At 40.0% G+C, this 14,489-nt stretch carries 17 protein-coding genes; 7 read left to right on the forward strand and 10 right to left on the reverse strand.

Going from position 1 to position 14,489, the window contains the following annotated elements; translation table 11 throughout:
* Positions 1-74 precede the first annotated feature (74 nt).
* Complete coding sequence (locus C231_RS0107330) at positions 75-1,403, forward strand: APC family permease (protein WP_018659974.1); 1,329 nt, start codon at positions 75-77, stop codon at positions 1,401-1,403.
* 133 nt (positions 1,404-1,536) lie between these two features.
* Here C231_RS0107330 and C231_RS0107335 read toward each other — a convergent pair whose 3' ends face one another.
* Positions 1,537-2,250: a B3/B4 domain-containing protein gene (locus tag C231_RS0107335; RefSeq protein WP_018659975.1), complete on the reverse strand. Its 714-nt coding sequence runs from the start codon at positions 2,248-2,250 to the stop codon at positions 1,537-1,539.
* A gap of 126 nt (positions 2,251-2,376) precedes the next feature.
* On the opposite strand from C231_RS0107335, the gene uvrC reads away from it, so the two are divergent.
* Together uvrC and C231_RS0107345 are read left to right on the forward strand one after the other, a co-directional pair.
* Positions 2,377-4,197: an excinuclease ABC subunit UvrC gene (uvrC, locus tag C231_RS0107340; RefSeq protein ID WP_018659976.1), complete on the forward strand. Its 1,821-nt coding sequence runs from the start codon at positions 2,377-2,379 to the stop codon at positions 4,195-4,197.
* Between the two features lie 45 nt (positions 4,198-4,242).
* The gene (locus C231_RS0107345) at positions 4,243-4,665 is read left to right on the forward strand and encodes a hypothetical protein (protein WP_018659977.1); all 423 of its coding nucleotides are present in this window, start codon (positions 4,243-4,245) and stop codon (positions 4,663-4,665) included.
* Positions 4,666-4,713: 48 nt separating this feature from the next.
* On the opposite strand, the gene C231_RS0107350 is transcribed toward C231_RS0107345, so the two are convergent.
* The 3 genes from C231_RS0107350 to thiD all read right to left on the reverse strand — a co-directional run bounded on the left by C231_RS0107350 (position 4,714) and on the right by thiD (position 6,389).
* On the reverse strand, positions 4,714-5,289 hold the full coding sequence (locus C231_RS0107350) for an LURP-one-related family protein (protein ID WP_018659978.1): 576 nt from the start codon (positions 5,287-5,289) through the stop codon (positions 4,714-4,716).
* A gap of 23 nt (positions 5,290-5,312) precedes the next feature.
* On the reverse strand, positions 5,313-5,477 hold the full coding sequence (locus C231_RS08495; protein ID WP_018659979.1) for a YvrJ family protein: 165 nt from the start codon (positions 5,475-5,477) through the stop codon (positions 5,313-5,315).
* Between the two features lie 90 nt (positions 5,478-5,567).
* On the reverse strand, positions 5,568-6,389 hold the full coding sequence (gene thiD, locus C231_RS0107360) for a bifunctional hydroxymethylpyrimidine kinase/phosphomethylpyrimidine kinase (RefSeq protein ID WP_018659980.1): 822 nt from the start codon (positions 6,387-6,389) through the stop codon (positions 5,568-5,570).
* A 154-nt stretch (positions 6,390-6,543) separates the two neighbouring features.
* Here thiD and C231_RS0107365 point away from each other — a divergent pair, with 154 nt between their 5' ends.
* Both C231_RS0107365 and pta read left to right on the forward strand, forming a co-directional pair.
* Positions 6,544-7,248, forward strand: a complete 705-nt coding sequence (locus tag C231_RS0107365; RefSeq protein ID WP_018659981.1) for a uracil-DNA glycosylase — start codon at positions 6,544-6,546, stop codon at positions 7,246-7,248.
* Positions 7,249-7,314: 66 nt separating this feature from the next.
* Positions 7,315-8,301 carry a phosphate acetyltransferase gene (gene pta, locus C231_RS0107370; RefSeq protein WP_018659982.1) on the forward strand — a complete coding sequence of 329 codons (987 nt, stop codon included), beginning with the start codon at positions 7,315-7,317 and terminating at the stop codon, positions 8,299-8,301.
* Positions 8,302-8,354: 53 nt separating this feature from the next.
* Here pta and C231_RS0107375 read toward each other — a convergent pair whose 3' ends face one another.
* Positions 8,355-8,819, reverse strand: a complete 465-nt coding sequence (locus C231_RS0107375) for a threonine/serine exporter family protein (RefSeq protein ID WP_018659983.1) — start codon at positions 8,817-8,819, stop codon at positions 8,355-8,357.
* Positions 8,820-8,833: 14 nt separating this feature from the next.
* On the reverse strand, positions 8,834-9,589 hold the full coding sequence (locus C231_RS0107380; protein ID WP_018659984.1) for a threonine/serine exporter family protein: 756 nt from the start codon (positions 9,587-9,589) through the stop codon (positions 8,834-8,836).
* A 146-nt stretch (positions 9,590-9,735) separates the two neighbouring features.
* Between C231_RS0107380 and C231_RS0107385 the strand changes: the two genes are divergently transcribed.
* Positions 9,736-11,079: a D-serine ammonia-lyase gene (locus tag C231_RS0107385; protein ID WP_018659985.1), complete on the forward strand. Its 1,344-nt coding sequence runs from the start codon at positions 9,736-9,738 to the stop codon at positions 11,077-11,079.
* Between the two features lie 109 nt (positions 11,080-11,188).
* On the opposite strand, the gene C231_RS0107390 is transcribed toward C231_RS0107385, so the two are convergent.
* Complete coding sequence (locus C231_RS0107390) at positions 11,189-11,467, reverse strand: DUF1294 domain-containing protein (protein WP_018659986.1); 279 nt, start codon at positions 11,465-11,467, stop codon at positions 11,189-11,191.
* A 130-nt stretch (positions 11,468-11,597) separates the two neighbouring features.
* Between C231_RS0107390 and C231_RS0107395 the strand changes: the two genes are divergently transcribed.
* Positions 11,598-12,155 (forward strand): guanylate kinase, encoded by a 558-nt coding sequence (locus C231_RS0107395; protein WP_018659987.1) that lies wholly within the window; start codon positions 11,598-11,600, stop codon positions 12,153-12,155.
* A gap of 111 nt (positions 12,156-12,266) precedes the next feature.
* On the opposite strand, the gene C231_RS0107400 is transcribed toward C231_RS0107395, so the two are convergent.
* From C231_RS0107400 to C231_RS08670, 3 genes are all read right to left on the reverse strand, one after another.
* Positions 12,267-13,013: a TMEM164-related integral membrane acyltransferase gene (locus C231_RS0107400; protein WP_018659988.1), complete on the reverse strand. Its 747-nt coding sequence runs from the start codon at positions 13,011-13,013 to the stop codon at positions 12,267-12,269.
* 149 nt (positions 13,014-13,162) lie between these two features.
* On the reverse strand, positions 13,163-14,197 hold the full coding sequence (locus C231_RS0107405) for a GMP reductase (protein WP_018659989.1): 1,035 nt from the start codon (positions 14,195-14,197) through the stop codon (positions 13,163-13,165).
* An 88-nt stretch (positions 14,198-14,285) separates the two neighbouring features.
* Positions 14,286-14,489: hypothetical protein (locus tag C231_RS08670; protein ID WP_026314413.1), on the reverse strand; the 204-nt coding region annotated here is incomplete at its 5' end.

The following is a 14,489-nucleotide window of genomic DNA, read 5'->3' on the forward strand; positions in this document are numbered from 1 at the left end:
ATATTCAAGCATATAAAAAAGAAGCAAGGGGATAGAAAGATGCGCGCAAAGCAAAAAAAGAAATCGATGCGAAAGTGTCATATGGCTTATTTACCACAATTTCGATGATTGTGGGCACAGTAGTTGGTGCTGGCATTTATTTTCGGACCGATGATATTATTCAATATTCAAATGGAAATCTATGGATTGGCATCCTCGTACTTGCACTTGGCTCGTTATGTATCGTTTTTGGTTCACTAACACTTGCCGAATTGGCGAAACGCTATGTTGCAACGGGAGGCGTAAATGCTTATTTTGACCGCTTTATTTCACGACGTATGGCAGCAGGTTTTGGTTGGTTTCAAGTCATTGTCTGGTTACCGACTGTTGCGGTTGTGGTCGGCTGGGCATCTGCTGTTTATACATTTATGCTGCTCGATATTGAAGCAACTTTTTTGCAACAAGTTTTGTTAGGGTTTGCTTATAATATTTGGTTTTTTGTGATGAATTACTGGAGCCGTAATCTGGGCGGTCTTATGCAGCGACTGTCGACATTAGTGAAGATGATTCCGCTTATTTTAATTGCAGTGTATGGTGTAATATTCACACCTATATCGCATGAAGTGCTACAATCTGCTACTGATTTTGGGCAAGAATTTGGTCAGTGGGGCTGGCTAACTGCCTTGCTACCACTTATCTTTTCTTATGATGGCTGGATGCTGTCGCTATCCATTACTCCCGAAGTCAAAAATCCTAAGAAAAATGTGGTGCGTGCATTAATTATTAGTCCGCTTATTATTTTAGCAATTTATTTGCTTTATTTTTATGGCATGTTTAATTTGATGGGAAGCCAGCAGCTGCTCGCATTGGGAGATCGAGCCATTTTTGTGATTGCTCAGCAAATTTTGGGTGAACGAATGGCAACGATTATGTTATTGATTTTAGTTATCTCAATGTTAGGTGTATTAAATGGGATCAACCTAGGGGCGATACGTGTTCCACCTGTTTTAGCCCAGCAGAAGATGATTCCTGATTGGAATTTTTCAAAAGTTAATCCTAAGACACAGACTTCATGGGCCTCTACTTTGCTGTTGATTGTTTTGAATGCGATCTGGTCGGTCATTCATTATTTTGTTATGACATATCAACTATTCAATGGTCGCGATATTAGTGAGATTTCGATCGTATTTTGTTATGTGAGCTACTTGTTGCTTTATGCAGTTGTTTTTCGAATGTATTGGCAAGCAAAAAATTACAAAAAATTGCCAATTCCTATCCTAGCATCACTAGGATCGCTTATTATCTTAGTGGGTTCTATTATTGCTAGTCCTTTTTATGTGCTGCTCTTTTTTATGACATGCTTTACATTTGTGATTATCGGCTACTACTATTATGATAATAAAGCCATTAAAGAAAATCTTTAATGTTCTGACAATAAAAAGCGTACTACCTTTGATTGGGTGGCACGCTTTTTTATTTTTATATATTCATCTATGAATGATTATATCTTTGCTTATGCACTAGTCTGCCTGCCATAGGAATGGCTCCTGTTGCATATTATGGAATAGGAATGCTCGGACAATCTTTTGTTAAGACATGCAGTTCAGGAATGACATTCAAATATTTTTCGAGACGTTCTGCCAATGCTTTTTGGGCAGCTTCTGAAACGGCATATTGGCTTGGATAGACAGCTTCAATGATTAAGATGGCACAGTGGGAATCTTCTGTCATCATTGTTCGCTGCGCTTCGCGCCAGATAAAATTGCGACAGATTGCACCTGCATCATCATAGTAGCAGACTTCTCCAGGCAATGCGGGATCGTCTTTTGTTTCGCCAAGTGGTCGGAAACTTTCGCCACCTTTTGCGACACCTAAGGATACATCTCCCACAAGCTGATCGATATCTGCCACACCCACAGGCACACCATATTCCAGTGAAATCGAATTATAAATATCGACAATGGGTAAGATAGGTGTAAAAATATGCCCTTTTTTAATGCGTTTGAGTAGCGCTTCAATTGAAGCACGCGCGCCTTTTTTACTTTTGAATTGCTTATAGGCATCGCGCCACACTGCAACGGCTGCATTTTTGGAGAGTGGATCTAGTGGTACGTGTTGATGGGCTTTCAGACTAGCCTCTTCCAGAAGATCAGCCATCTCTTGCTTAAAAGCTTCATGGCTTGGTTGTTCAAAATGCTTTAAGTGCAATGTATAAATATGAGCTTTTGGGAAAATATCAAAAAATTCCGAAGTTACATGAAACTGTTTCATTTTTATCCTCCTCTATCTAGTTTGCATTCAGTGTATCACATGTGTAATAGAATGACACGATAAACATGCCGATAAAAGTGGACGTCAATTTTTGTTATAATAAATAAAAACGAGAGGAGGGGTGCGATGACAACGAAATTTATTGAAGAAAAATTGGCAACAGTTCCAACACTTCCAGGTGTATATCTTATGAAAAATGCCCAAGGCAAAATTATCTATATTGGAAAAGCAAAAAATTTACGGAATCGGGTGCGTGCTTATTTTCGCGGAAAAAAAGAAGGCAAGACGGCCTTATTAGTGCAAGAAATTCGCGATTTTGACTTAATGGTGACCAGCTCGGATAAAGAAGCATTACTCCTTGAGGTAACACTTATTCAAAAGCACAAGCCGCGTTATAATATTTTGTTGAAATTCGGCACGACCTATCCTTATTTGAAAATTACCAATGAGCGACATCCGCAACTTAAGATTACATCGGAAGTGGAAAAGGACGGAGCAGAATATTTCGGACCCTATCCTAATGTGGGGGCCGCAGTGGCAACACAACAATTACTACAAAAAATATATCCATTGCGTAGCTGTCCATTGCATCAAAAACGTGCCTGCCTTTATTATCATATGGGACAGTGCATCGGCTGTTGTGATCATTATGTATCTAAAAAAGAATATGCCAGACAAATTCGTCGTATTAAGTCCTTTTTAAATGGCAATGTTGCCCCTATCAAAAAATCATTGCAAGAAAAAATGGAACATGCTAGCGAACATATGAATTATGAAGCAGCAGCGGAATTCCGCAACCAAATTCAATATATTGAAGCAACGGTTGAGAAACAGTCGATTATTTCTAATGATTTTGTGCCACGTGATTTTTTTAATTATTATGCAGACAATGGCTGGATCTCCTTCCAAGTATTCTTCGTTCGTCAGGCGACCCTTATTAAGCGCGACGTTGCGATGTATCCATTAAAAAATTCACCGCAAGAGGACTTTATGCGCTTTATTCTGCAATATTATCAAGATACGAACAATATGATTCCTAAAATGGTCTATGTTCCAGCGGGGGTCGATGTGTCGCTACTTTCAGAGGTGTTGGCGACGACAGTGCATATTCCAAAACGTGGCGAAAAACGAAAAGTCTTAGAAATGGCAAGAAAAAATGCTGAATTCTCATTAAAACAGAAATTTCATCTGCTTGAAATGGAGCAACTGCGAACAACGGGTGCCTCTGAAGAGCTTTCGCAAGCATTGGGACTACCATATATTGCACGTATTGAAGCATTTGACCATTCAAATATTCAAGGAACGAGTCCTGTATCAGCGATGGTATCTTTTTATGAGGGACGAGCAGATAAGAATGAATATCGTAAATATCATATTAAGACGGTAGAAGGTAGTAATGAGTTTGCTACGACACAAGAAGTTATTCGAAGAAGATATTCCCGTCTTTTAAAAGAGGGGCGTCCATTACCAGATTTGATTTTGATGGATGGGGGCAAGGTTCAAGTTCATGCCGCTCAAGAAGTATTGGAAGATGAGTTGGGACTAGCGATACCAATTGCTGGAATGGTTAAGAATGACCGCCATAAAACAGCAGAATTAATCTTTGGAGAGCCATTGGCTGTTGTGCCACTCAATCCACGCAGTCAAGCTTTCTACTTGATTCAGCGAATTCAAGAAGAAGTCCATCGTTTTGCGATTAGTTTCCACCGCAGCGTCCGTAGCAAAAATAGTTTGTCATCCATTCTTGATAATATTCCAGGAGTCGGGCCGAAGACACGTACGAAATTGTTACGTCATTTTTCATCAGTGGTCGACATTAAAAAAGCACAATTTCAAGACCTTGTAGACCTTGGCATCAATCGTCCGACCGCTGAGAAGATTCAAGAAACATTAGCGGATTATCAGCTTGCAGCAGAAGAGGATTCACCTACATGCGATGAAAGTTAAGAAGATGCGATAAATAAGATTACGATATAGTGAAAGGGGATTATAATGGAACAATTGACACAATTATCAAAAGCCCACCATACAATAGAAGAAGTGCTTGAACATATTGACTTAGCATTACAAACTTTAAGTAGTGCAAAATCTTATGGCATGTGGGATATCTTTCTTAATAGTATATTCTTCAGTGGACTTAAGCGCGACAAGATAAAAGTAGCAAATCATGAAATTCAAGCTATCGAGCCTTTGTTGCGCGAGTTGCAACAAGAGTTAACCGATGTGACAATCGACTTGCCTGCAGAAATTAGTGACACTTTTTGGGGCCATTTTTTGGATATCTGGGTAGATAATCCTTTTACAGATTTGCGCGTTCAACGAGAAATTAAAAAAACAGTGACTGCTTTGGAGACATTGCGTTATAATATGCAGCAACTGCTTGAACAAATAAATGATAAAATTGCACATTACTAAATAAAAAGAGGAAAGCAATTAATTGCTTTCCTCTTTTTTATTTAATGGTCATGATTTTGGCACTTTGGGACTTAATTTTGTGAAATTTAGCCAACCAAAATCATAGGATAATTTCTTTTTAAATTCCCATTCTTTTAGATCATTGTGGGCATAATGCTCAATTAATACAGCAAGCAGCGAATAAATTGCCGCATATTCATTAGAGTTAATGAGCACGAGCAACTGTCGACCTCTTGATGTAATACATCCTCTAATCTCCATGAGTAGCTGTTCATGTGCATTGTGCATAAGGTAATGCTCCGCCTTAAAATCGCATGTTACTTTCCAATCGTAGGGTGTCAGCGTGTAGTAAGGAGACTGCCAGTTGAAGAAGTTGGGATGCTTCGCAAAGCATGCAATGGAGGATGATTGTTGCCCTTTATAAATGTCAAAGGTCGAAAAAGGCGTTATAATACGTTGCTCGGCCTTGAATAAGACGACATTGTCAAGGTTGACAAGCCTTAAAGTATCATGCAGTCGATGAGTTTTTCCCTCAATCACAAACTTCACCTTGCCAGATGAATCTGTCACATAAAATGTTGCACGACTTTTTTGAGGTGCCTCATGAATAAATAGTTGCTGCAAGAATATCCCCCCCCTTGTGCTGATTAAAATGGCTGATTTGTGCGAATTGCAACCGTTAACTCTTGAATGGCTGTGATCATTGCATCAATCTTCGTTTCCATTTTGTTCAGCAAATAAATAGACAAAAAGATTGGAAAGCCGACATTTGAAATGGCGGTCACCACGCTTGCTAATAATTCTTCGCTCATTTTATTCCTCCTTTTCTCTTTAGCCATAATAACGTCTTGGCAAAAAAGAAGGGACATGCATTGGAGATGAGCGGCACTACATAGAAATGTTTACTTTTCTTCGAATAAGCGGTAGGCACTATGAAAGACAGGATATGCGAACTCATTGAATTCAAAACCATGAACGATGGCGGCAGTTACGAATTTTTTCGCTTTTTTAACGGCTTCAAGTGGACTTAATCCTTGTGCCAAACCAGCAGTAACAGCTGCTGCAAAAGTACAACCAGCCCCATGATTAGCAGAATGAGCAGCTTGTGGCTCACGAAGTAGAACATATTCATGGCCATCGTAGAAGATATCAATGGCTTCAGTATCAGACAGTGCCGTTCCGCCTTTAATAATGACATTTTCTGCTCCGAGGGAATGAATAATTTTCGCTGCTACTTTTGCTTCTTCAATAGTATGGATCGGTGAGACTTGAGCGATTTGTGCCGCTTCGAACAAGTTAGGCGTTACAATGGTGGCAAGTGGTGTCAATATATCGCGCAAAGCATTTGCATTTTCAGGATTTAAGACTTCATCTTCCCCTTTGCAGACCATGACGGGATCGCAGACATAATGGCTCAATTGATGCGTGCGAATATGGTCGGCAATGGTTTGAATGACTTCAACATTTGGTAGCATGCCTGTCTTAAAGGCATCGACACTTGCTCCTGAAGTGGCTGTCTCTAATTGTTGTGTTACAAGTTCTGCTGAAAGTGGTGTGACATGATGTTTCCAATGATCATGCGGATCCATTGTCGCAATGACCGTTAATATCGCGATTCCAAATGTTCCATATTCGGCGAATGTTTTCAAGTCAGCAGCAATTCCAGCCCCGCCACTTGCATCATTTCCAGCAATTGTCAATGTAATTTTTGGTTGATTTGTCATAAGAGAAGTCCCCTTTCAAAATTTGATTTTAGTGTATCACTTTTTTTAAAAAATGAACAGTTTTGACGATGCCCTTGAAAAATTCACTTATTTTTATGTAGGATAGATAAGGAAGTATGAACGACATGCAAGAGTAGATGAAGAAGGTGAGAAAATGAATTTGCCCATTCATAATGATTGGCGTCCGATTTTAGAAGAGGCGATGACACAACCTAGTTATCGATCATTAAGAGAATTCTTAAAACAGGAGTATCGAACGCAAACCATTTATCCGCAAATGTATGATCTATGGACAGCTTTTGAGTGGACACCGTATCAGCGCGTAAAAGTAGTTATTTTGGGGCAGGATCCTTATCATGGCCCGCATCAAGCGCATGGGCTCAGCTTTTCAGTGCAGCCAGGTGTACCACTTCCTCCAAGTTTGCAAAATATTTATAAAGAATTGGAGGCAGATGTGGGAGCACGCCCTGTGGCACATGGCTATTTAAAGCATTGGGCTGATCAAGGTGTCTTCTTGCTCAATACTGTCTTAACAGTTCGAGCTCATCAGGCCCATTCCCACCGCGGAAAAGGCTGGGAAGAGCTGACAGATTTCGTCATTGAGAAATTAAATGAACGCGAAACGCCGATGGTATTCATCTTATGGGGTAGTGCTGCCAAAGCAAAACGTGCAAAAATTGATGAAAGCAAGCATGCTATTATTACAAGTGTTCACCCAAGTCCACTTTCTGCTTATCGCGGTTTTTTTGGTTCACGTCCTTTTTCAAAGGCGAATGCATATCTTAAGCAATGGCACCAACAACCAATCGATTGGCAACTGCCGATTGTCATTAATGAGTCGCGTTCATTTCCGTCATAGCGGAGATTTGTTGTATAATTTTTAAGATAATAAATATTGAATGAATAAGTAAGAAAGAGGTTTGTGATGAATATATTTTCAACATTGAAAGAACAAATTCGTGACCAAAAGATTACCCTTGTCTTCCCAGAAGGGGAGGACGTGCGTATTTTAGAAGCGAGCGCCCGTTTAAAAAAAGAGCAGCTCGTTGATGCAATTTTATTGGGAGATGCAGATACAATTAAAAATGCGGCGGACGCTCATGATATTTCTTTGGACGGAATTCGCATAATAGATCCTTACCATTATGAAGCATTTGAAGAAATGGTTGCACAAATGGTCGAAATTCGCCGCGGAAAAGTAACGGAAGATCAGGCACGTGAATTATTAAGACAGACGAACTATTTTGGCACAATGCTCGTCAAACAAGACATTGCAGATGGGTTAGTCGGAGGTGTCATTTATTCAACGGGAGATACAGTGCGCCCAGGACTTCAAATTATCAAGACAAAACCGAATACGCCATTAATGTCAGGAGCCTTTTTAATGATGCGTGGCGATGAAGCTTATATATTTGGGGACTGTGCCATTAATATCAAACCTTATGCAGAGCAACTAGCAGCAATTGCCATTGAAACAGCAAAAACGGCCGAAACTTTTGGAATTGCTCCACAAGTTGCAATGCTCAGCTTCTCTACTAAGGGTAGTGGCAAAGGTGAAGATGTTGATAAAGTGCGTAAAGCGACAGCCATTGCAAAACAACAATCCCCGACACTTGCATTGGACGGTGAATTGCAATTTGATGCCGCCTTTGTGCCAGATATTGCCGAGAAAAAAGCACCTGAATCAAATGTTGCTGGAAAAGCTAATGTCTTTATTTTCCCTGATTTGGAAGCAGGCAATATCGGCTATAAAATCGCCCAACGTTTGGGACAATTTGAAGCAGTCGGTCCTATCTTACAAGGGATGGCCAAGCCAATTTCTGACTTATCGCGCGGGGCAGATGCGGAGGATGTCTACAAAACGGCAATTATTACTGCCAGTCAAGTAATTTCAAATCGAAAAGCATTATAATAAGACAAAAAGCAGCTACTCCATATATGGAGTAGCTGCTTTTTTTATAATGATTAAGGGAAAAAACGGCGTCCTTTTTTTAGAAAATCGCGGGTCGTGATTAATTGGAAGAATGCACTATTTAGTGCTAATCCGAGTGCAAGTGCCCCACCGATTAAAAGCGTCTCCGTTGCATAACTGATTCCTGTATTGGCATGCCCTTCAATGAATAAGCGCATCATATTGTAGGCAGCAGCTCCTGGAACAAGGGGAATAATGCCTGGGATAGTGAAGATAATGACAGGGGTGCGTAATTTTCGGGCGAAAAGTTGACTAAGCATCCCAATCAAAAAACTAGCAACAGTCATGCTAACAAAACTATTCACATGACCATAAGTCGCCAGACTGTAATGCGTAATAAAGCCAACGCCTCCCACGATCCCCGTATAAAGGAGTAAATTGGCGGGAACATTATACAAAATAGAAAAACCAACGGCCGTAATAAAACCAGAAAATAATTGCAAAAAGAAATTTAACACATCATCCACTCCTTTTAAATCATGGCCAAGACACCAGCAACGCCGACACCAATAGCTGTCGCACTTAGCAATGCATCAGCAATAATGCTCAGTCCAGATACATAATCACCAGCCATCAGGTCGCGAATTCCATTTGTAATCGCACGCCCTGGAACAAGTGGCATAATGGAGGCAATAATTACAATATTAATATTGTTTGGCAAAATAAAAAAAGAACATAAAACAGCCAGCCAACCGATGATAAAAGACCCCATCATTTCTGAGAAAAATTGCACATTAGTCATTTTTGAAAGATGTGCATGAACAGAGTAGCCCGCAGCACCGACACCGAAAGACATGAGCCATTCGGGCAGTCCTCCCGAAAAAATAAGAGCAAAAAATGCACAGGATAGCCCAGCCATAAAGGCCTTGAATCCAAGAGAATAGAAGTTTTTAGATTGATTAATTGCATCGAGTCTTGCTTGAGCTTCTTCTACTGTTACGCCACCTGCTGTAATGGCGCGCGACAATTCATTTCCGTCTCGAACTTTCCCCAAATTCGTATCGCGAGAAAAAACACGTTGCAACCGGGTATGTTCGTGCTCTTCCGGTGTTTCAACGGTAAAAATAATCGTATTGGGAACAGAAAAAACGTGTACATTTTTAAAACCATAATGTGTAGCAACGCGGTAAATCGTATCTTCTACGCGGTAAGTTTCTGCACCGTTTTCCAAAAGTAGCCGACCGATTCCGGCACACAAGTCCAAAACTTTGGAAATTTCAGCTTCCATGACGTGCCTCCTTTAATTATTCTTATTTATTATAGCAAGATTTACACTGAATTTTTAGTTTTTAATTTAAAACAGTTATCAGGTTTAATATTTTGTGAATTATGATATACTAATTTCGATTTTAAAAGCTAAAAGGAGTGACTCTATTGTTACATGAAACAAATATTCCTGCATCTATACGCGAAAAGATGAAAAAAGGTGAAGAATTCTTCTGGATGAATCCGCGCTGGTTGCCTCTTGAAGAAGCAGCTAAGACGATAAAATATTCACAAGAAGATGTCGATGATGTGGAGGCACGATGGCAACGATTTGCAGCTTTTATTCAACTTGCGTTTCCAAGCACGCAAGCAACGAATGGATTAATTGAATCCGAGATTACACCGTTGACGGCAATGAAAGAGTGGCTGGAAGCAACATATGCAGTACAAATTCCTGGCAACTTCTTGCTAAAACGCGATGACCAACTGCCAATTTCAGGTACGATTAAGGCACGTGGGGCAATCTATGAAGTCTTAAAACATGCAGAAACTTTAGCATTAGAGTATGGTTTGTTAGAGTCAACGGATGTTGATTATGCTATTTTCAATTCAGAAAAATTCCGCGAATTTTTCAGTAAATTCAATTTAACTGTTGGCACAACGGGGAATTTAGGCATTTCAGTTGGAACAATGGGACGCGCTTTTGGTTTTGATGTAACAGTTCATATGTCAAAAGATGCCAAAGAATGGAAGAAAGAATATTTACGTGCACGTGGCGTTGAAGTCGTCGAGCATGAAACGAACTTTACCGAAGCTGTTACAGCAGGACGCAAAGTATCCGAAGCTGATCCGATGAGTTACTTTGTGGATGATGAGCATTCCGTTGAGTTATTTTTAGGATATACAGTAGGTGGCTATCGCATGAAAAAACAACTCGCACAAGCGAATGTTCATGTCGATGCGGACCATCCTTTATTTGTCTATTTGCCTTGTGGAATTGGCGGTTCGCCAAGTGGAATTACATTCGGCTTAAAACAAGCTTTCGGCGATCATGTGCATTGTATCTTTGCCGAGCCTGCGAAGATGCCAAGCATGATCCTAGGATTGACAACACAACAATATGCTGAAGTATCAGTCGATGAAATTGGTCAAGGTGGTCTGACAGTTGCAGACGGACTTGCCGTTCCACGCACAAGTGCACTCGTTGCAGAGATGATGAACCATTATTTCAGTGGCGGTTATACTTTGACGGATGATACATTTGAAGCACTTTTGAAGAATTTATGGGAACAAGAAGATATTTTCTTAGAACCAGCAGCAGTTGCTGGAATTCCTGGACCTATTAAGTTGATTACCTCAGCTGAGGGGCAAGCTTATTTGAAGGCACACCATTTAGAAGACAAAATGGAAAATGCAACGCACATTGCTTGGGCAACAGGTGGAAGCATGGTGCCTGCGCTTGATCGCCAAGCATTTCTTGAAGCTGCAGCTGGCAAAAAAGTAACTCAATAATAAAAAGAAGCGGTACATGTGCCGCTTCTTTTTTTATTCATTAAAAAATAAAAAAGAGAATAGGCATCTGCTTAAGTAAAGAGTGTGTGCATTATCCTATTCTTATTTTTTAATGTTGTGTGATTAATTTGAATAAAAAGACATGGAGAATGATTAAGAGTGGAATCCCAATTTGAAAGAGGGGTTTTCGTGTTTTGTGACGAAAAAGTTGCATCCCAAATTCTGCCCCAACTGATCCCCCTAGGAGTGCTAATAAAAGCAGTGTGCGCTCGGAAATGCGGCGATGGTGAGTTTGTGACAACTTCTTATCGGTTTTAAAGGCGAAAAAAGCAGCACCATTGATAATAAATAAATAGAGTATCCCCATGATCTGTATAATTTCTGACATATTCATCCCTACTTTTTTAATTACTGCTCCTATTATACTAAATTTTTTGCTTTATTTAAAAATGAGATGACTTTATCATTTTTGAAAAAAATGATGGAGTATGCTACTCTTTGAAAAAGGAGGGCTTAGGATGGGAAGAAAGCAAATTATTGTGCTTGTAGGTCCAAGTGGCAGTGGTAAGACGACCATTGGCCAATATCTGTCGCAAGCAGGTTATCTTAAGCTAGTAACGACAACAACGCGACCACCTCGTGCGAATGAAAAAGATGGTGTTGACTATTTTTTTGAAGATGTAGCACATATGGCACCAGAAGATTTCGTTGAACAAACATCTTATAATGGCTATCGCTATGGCTTAACAAAAAAAGAAATTGAAAATAAATTAAAAGATACAGATGTGGTGCATCTAGCGATGGATCAGCGTGGTGCCGCAGCTGTGAAGGCCAATTTCCCTCAAGAAACAGCGGTCATATATATTCAGATGACTCCTGAACAATTAAAAGAGCGAATGCTTCAGCGCGGGGAATCGCCTGCTTTTATTGCCCGTCGCTTAAATTATTGTCAAGAAACGGAAGAATTGACACCACTTGCATGTGCCGATTTGTGCATAAAGAATAAAGACATTGCGCAAGTAGTCGAAGAGATTTTGCAATTTATTGAACAGCGTAAAGAAGACCCCTCCCTATAAATAAGCACATGCTGCTTAAGTATGCATAAAAATGATCCTAAACTTAAAAAGCAAAATCCCCCGTGAAATGACATTGACCATTTCATGGGGGATTTTTTTGATGTTAAAGGATTACTTCTTTTTACTTGGAATAATATTTCGCCAGTCAATATCGGCGGCTTTATTGATCCACTGCGAGTTAATAAGTTTCCCTTCTGCTAAAATCATAGATTGATAAGCGACATTTAATGCAAAAAAGTAAGTCAACCATGAAAAGCGATCAAAGAAATCTTGGAACAATGGTGCAGAGGATGCAAAAGAATAGTTACTACCCACGAAAAAATTCACAACGGCGATAACTAACATACAGCGCAAGACGGCAACTTGAACGCGGCGTTGCTGTTTGCGAATGGAATCGCCATAATGGCTAAGATAATAACTAGACAAGCTAAGCAGAGCCACATGAAAAATAAAAAAGTTAATATTACAAAAATGCCAAATCTGTAGCGGATAAAAAACAGGATTCAATAGGGCAATAATCCCTCCTACAAAACCTAAATAAGTGCCGAATGCTTTTAAAAAAGAACTACGATACCAGTAACCGAATCCAAAAGAAATCGCAGCAATGCGGCATGTATAAAGGGGCAGACCATCCAACCAAAAAGAATTTCCACCCATATACCAGACCATGGACAATAATTGACTGACAAAGACAATGGTGGCTAGATATTTTTCGACACGTGGATTTCTTTTGCGATGTGCGAAATATAGCATACAAAAAATGGCCACTATCAACCAGAAAATATGATAAGCTCCAAAAGCTTTAAAGACGGTATCTACTTCCTGATGTCCTAAAAAAGATTCAATAAAAGCGATCATTGCTCTTCACCTCCTAAAAATCATGTTCTATTATAATAAAATTAGCGATAATTTTCCATCCATCTGTGGACCTAAATAAAAAAGAGCAAGCATACCCCAGCGCCTCAATTGAGATCACTCGCAGATGTTTGCTCATTTTTTGTTAATTATTATGGTAGTCGGAAATTACTCCCTGCCAAGCTTTCTGGCATATCAATACCCGAAGCATTATAGGTTTCACCATTCATAATGGAATTTTTTACTACAACATAGTCAACACGACGAATGGCATCTAAGTCGCGTCCCCCTGCATAGGAAATGGAAGATTGCAAATCTTGGGTCATTTCTTTCAAGGTATCTGCAATATCTCCTTTGTAAGGAAGTAGCATAGATTTTCCTTCCACATTTTCGCGTTTCCCTTTTTGGGCAGCACTAGCAGAGCCATAGTATTGTTTATATTTATGCCCATCAATTTCGATAATATCGCCAGGGGATTGTTCATGTCCAGATAGCATAGAGCCGATCATAACCATAGAAGCACCGAAACGAATTGACTTAGCGATATCGCCATTTGTTCGCACGCCACCATCAGCAATAAGTGGCTTACGTGCAACTTTTGAGCAATTATTAAGTGCAGCAAGTTGCCATCCGCCAGTGCCAAAGCCCGTTTTCAATTTAGTTGTGCAAGCTTTTCCAGGTCCGATGCCGACTTTCACCGCATCAGCACCAACGTTTTCCAAATCGCGTACGGCTTCTGGTGTTCCAACATTTCCTGCAATAAGGAAGGAGTCGGGCAAATGTTTTTTGACGAATTTAATCATGCGAATGACCCCATCACTGTGGCCATGTGCTACGTCAATGGTAATATATTCAGGGACTAAGTTTTTGTGTGCAAGTTCACGCACGAAATCATATTCAGCTTTTTTAATGCCAAGACTGATTGAGGCAAAAAGTCCTTGCTCTTGCATCATTTCAACGAAAGGCAGACGTCCGGGTTCATCAAAACGGTGCATCACATAAAAATAACCATTTTGAGCGAACCAGACAGCTAATTTTTCATCGATAACAGTTTCCATATTGGCTGGAACAACGGGTAATTTAAAGGTGTGGCCACCGAATTCGATGGATGTGTCACACTGACTACGACTATCGACAATTCCTTTTGCGGGAATCAATTGAATATCTTCATAATCAAATACTTTCATATAAAAGTGAACGCTCCTTCATTCATTGTAGGACGTACCTTAATGTATGGCATATCCTAAAACACTATACAGACTTCATTTTCTTTTGTCAAAGAAATCCCACTATAATAAAATACCCGTTTTCATTCGTGACAAAAATGTCCGTTTTTTCTAGGGTATTTGGTTTTTCCATGGTCACAAAGCGTTGGGTTTGGCGGTCATAAATCTTAAAGTGGGCATGGTCCATTGTAATGGTTTCGCCGCTTTCAGCGTCCACTTTCACCACTTGGAGGCGTTGGCGGATCGGTTGATT

Source organism: Allofustis seminis DSM 15817, assembly GCF_000374325.1.
GTDB lineage: Bacteria > Bacillota > Bacilli > Lactobacillales > Carnobacteriaceae_A > Allofustis > Allofustis seminis.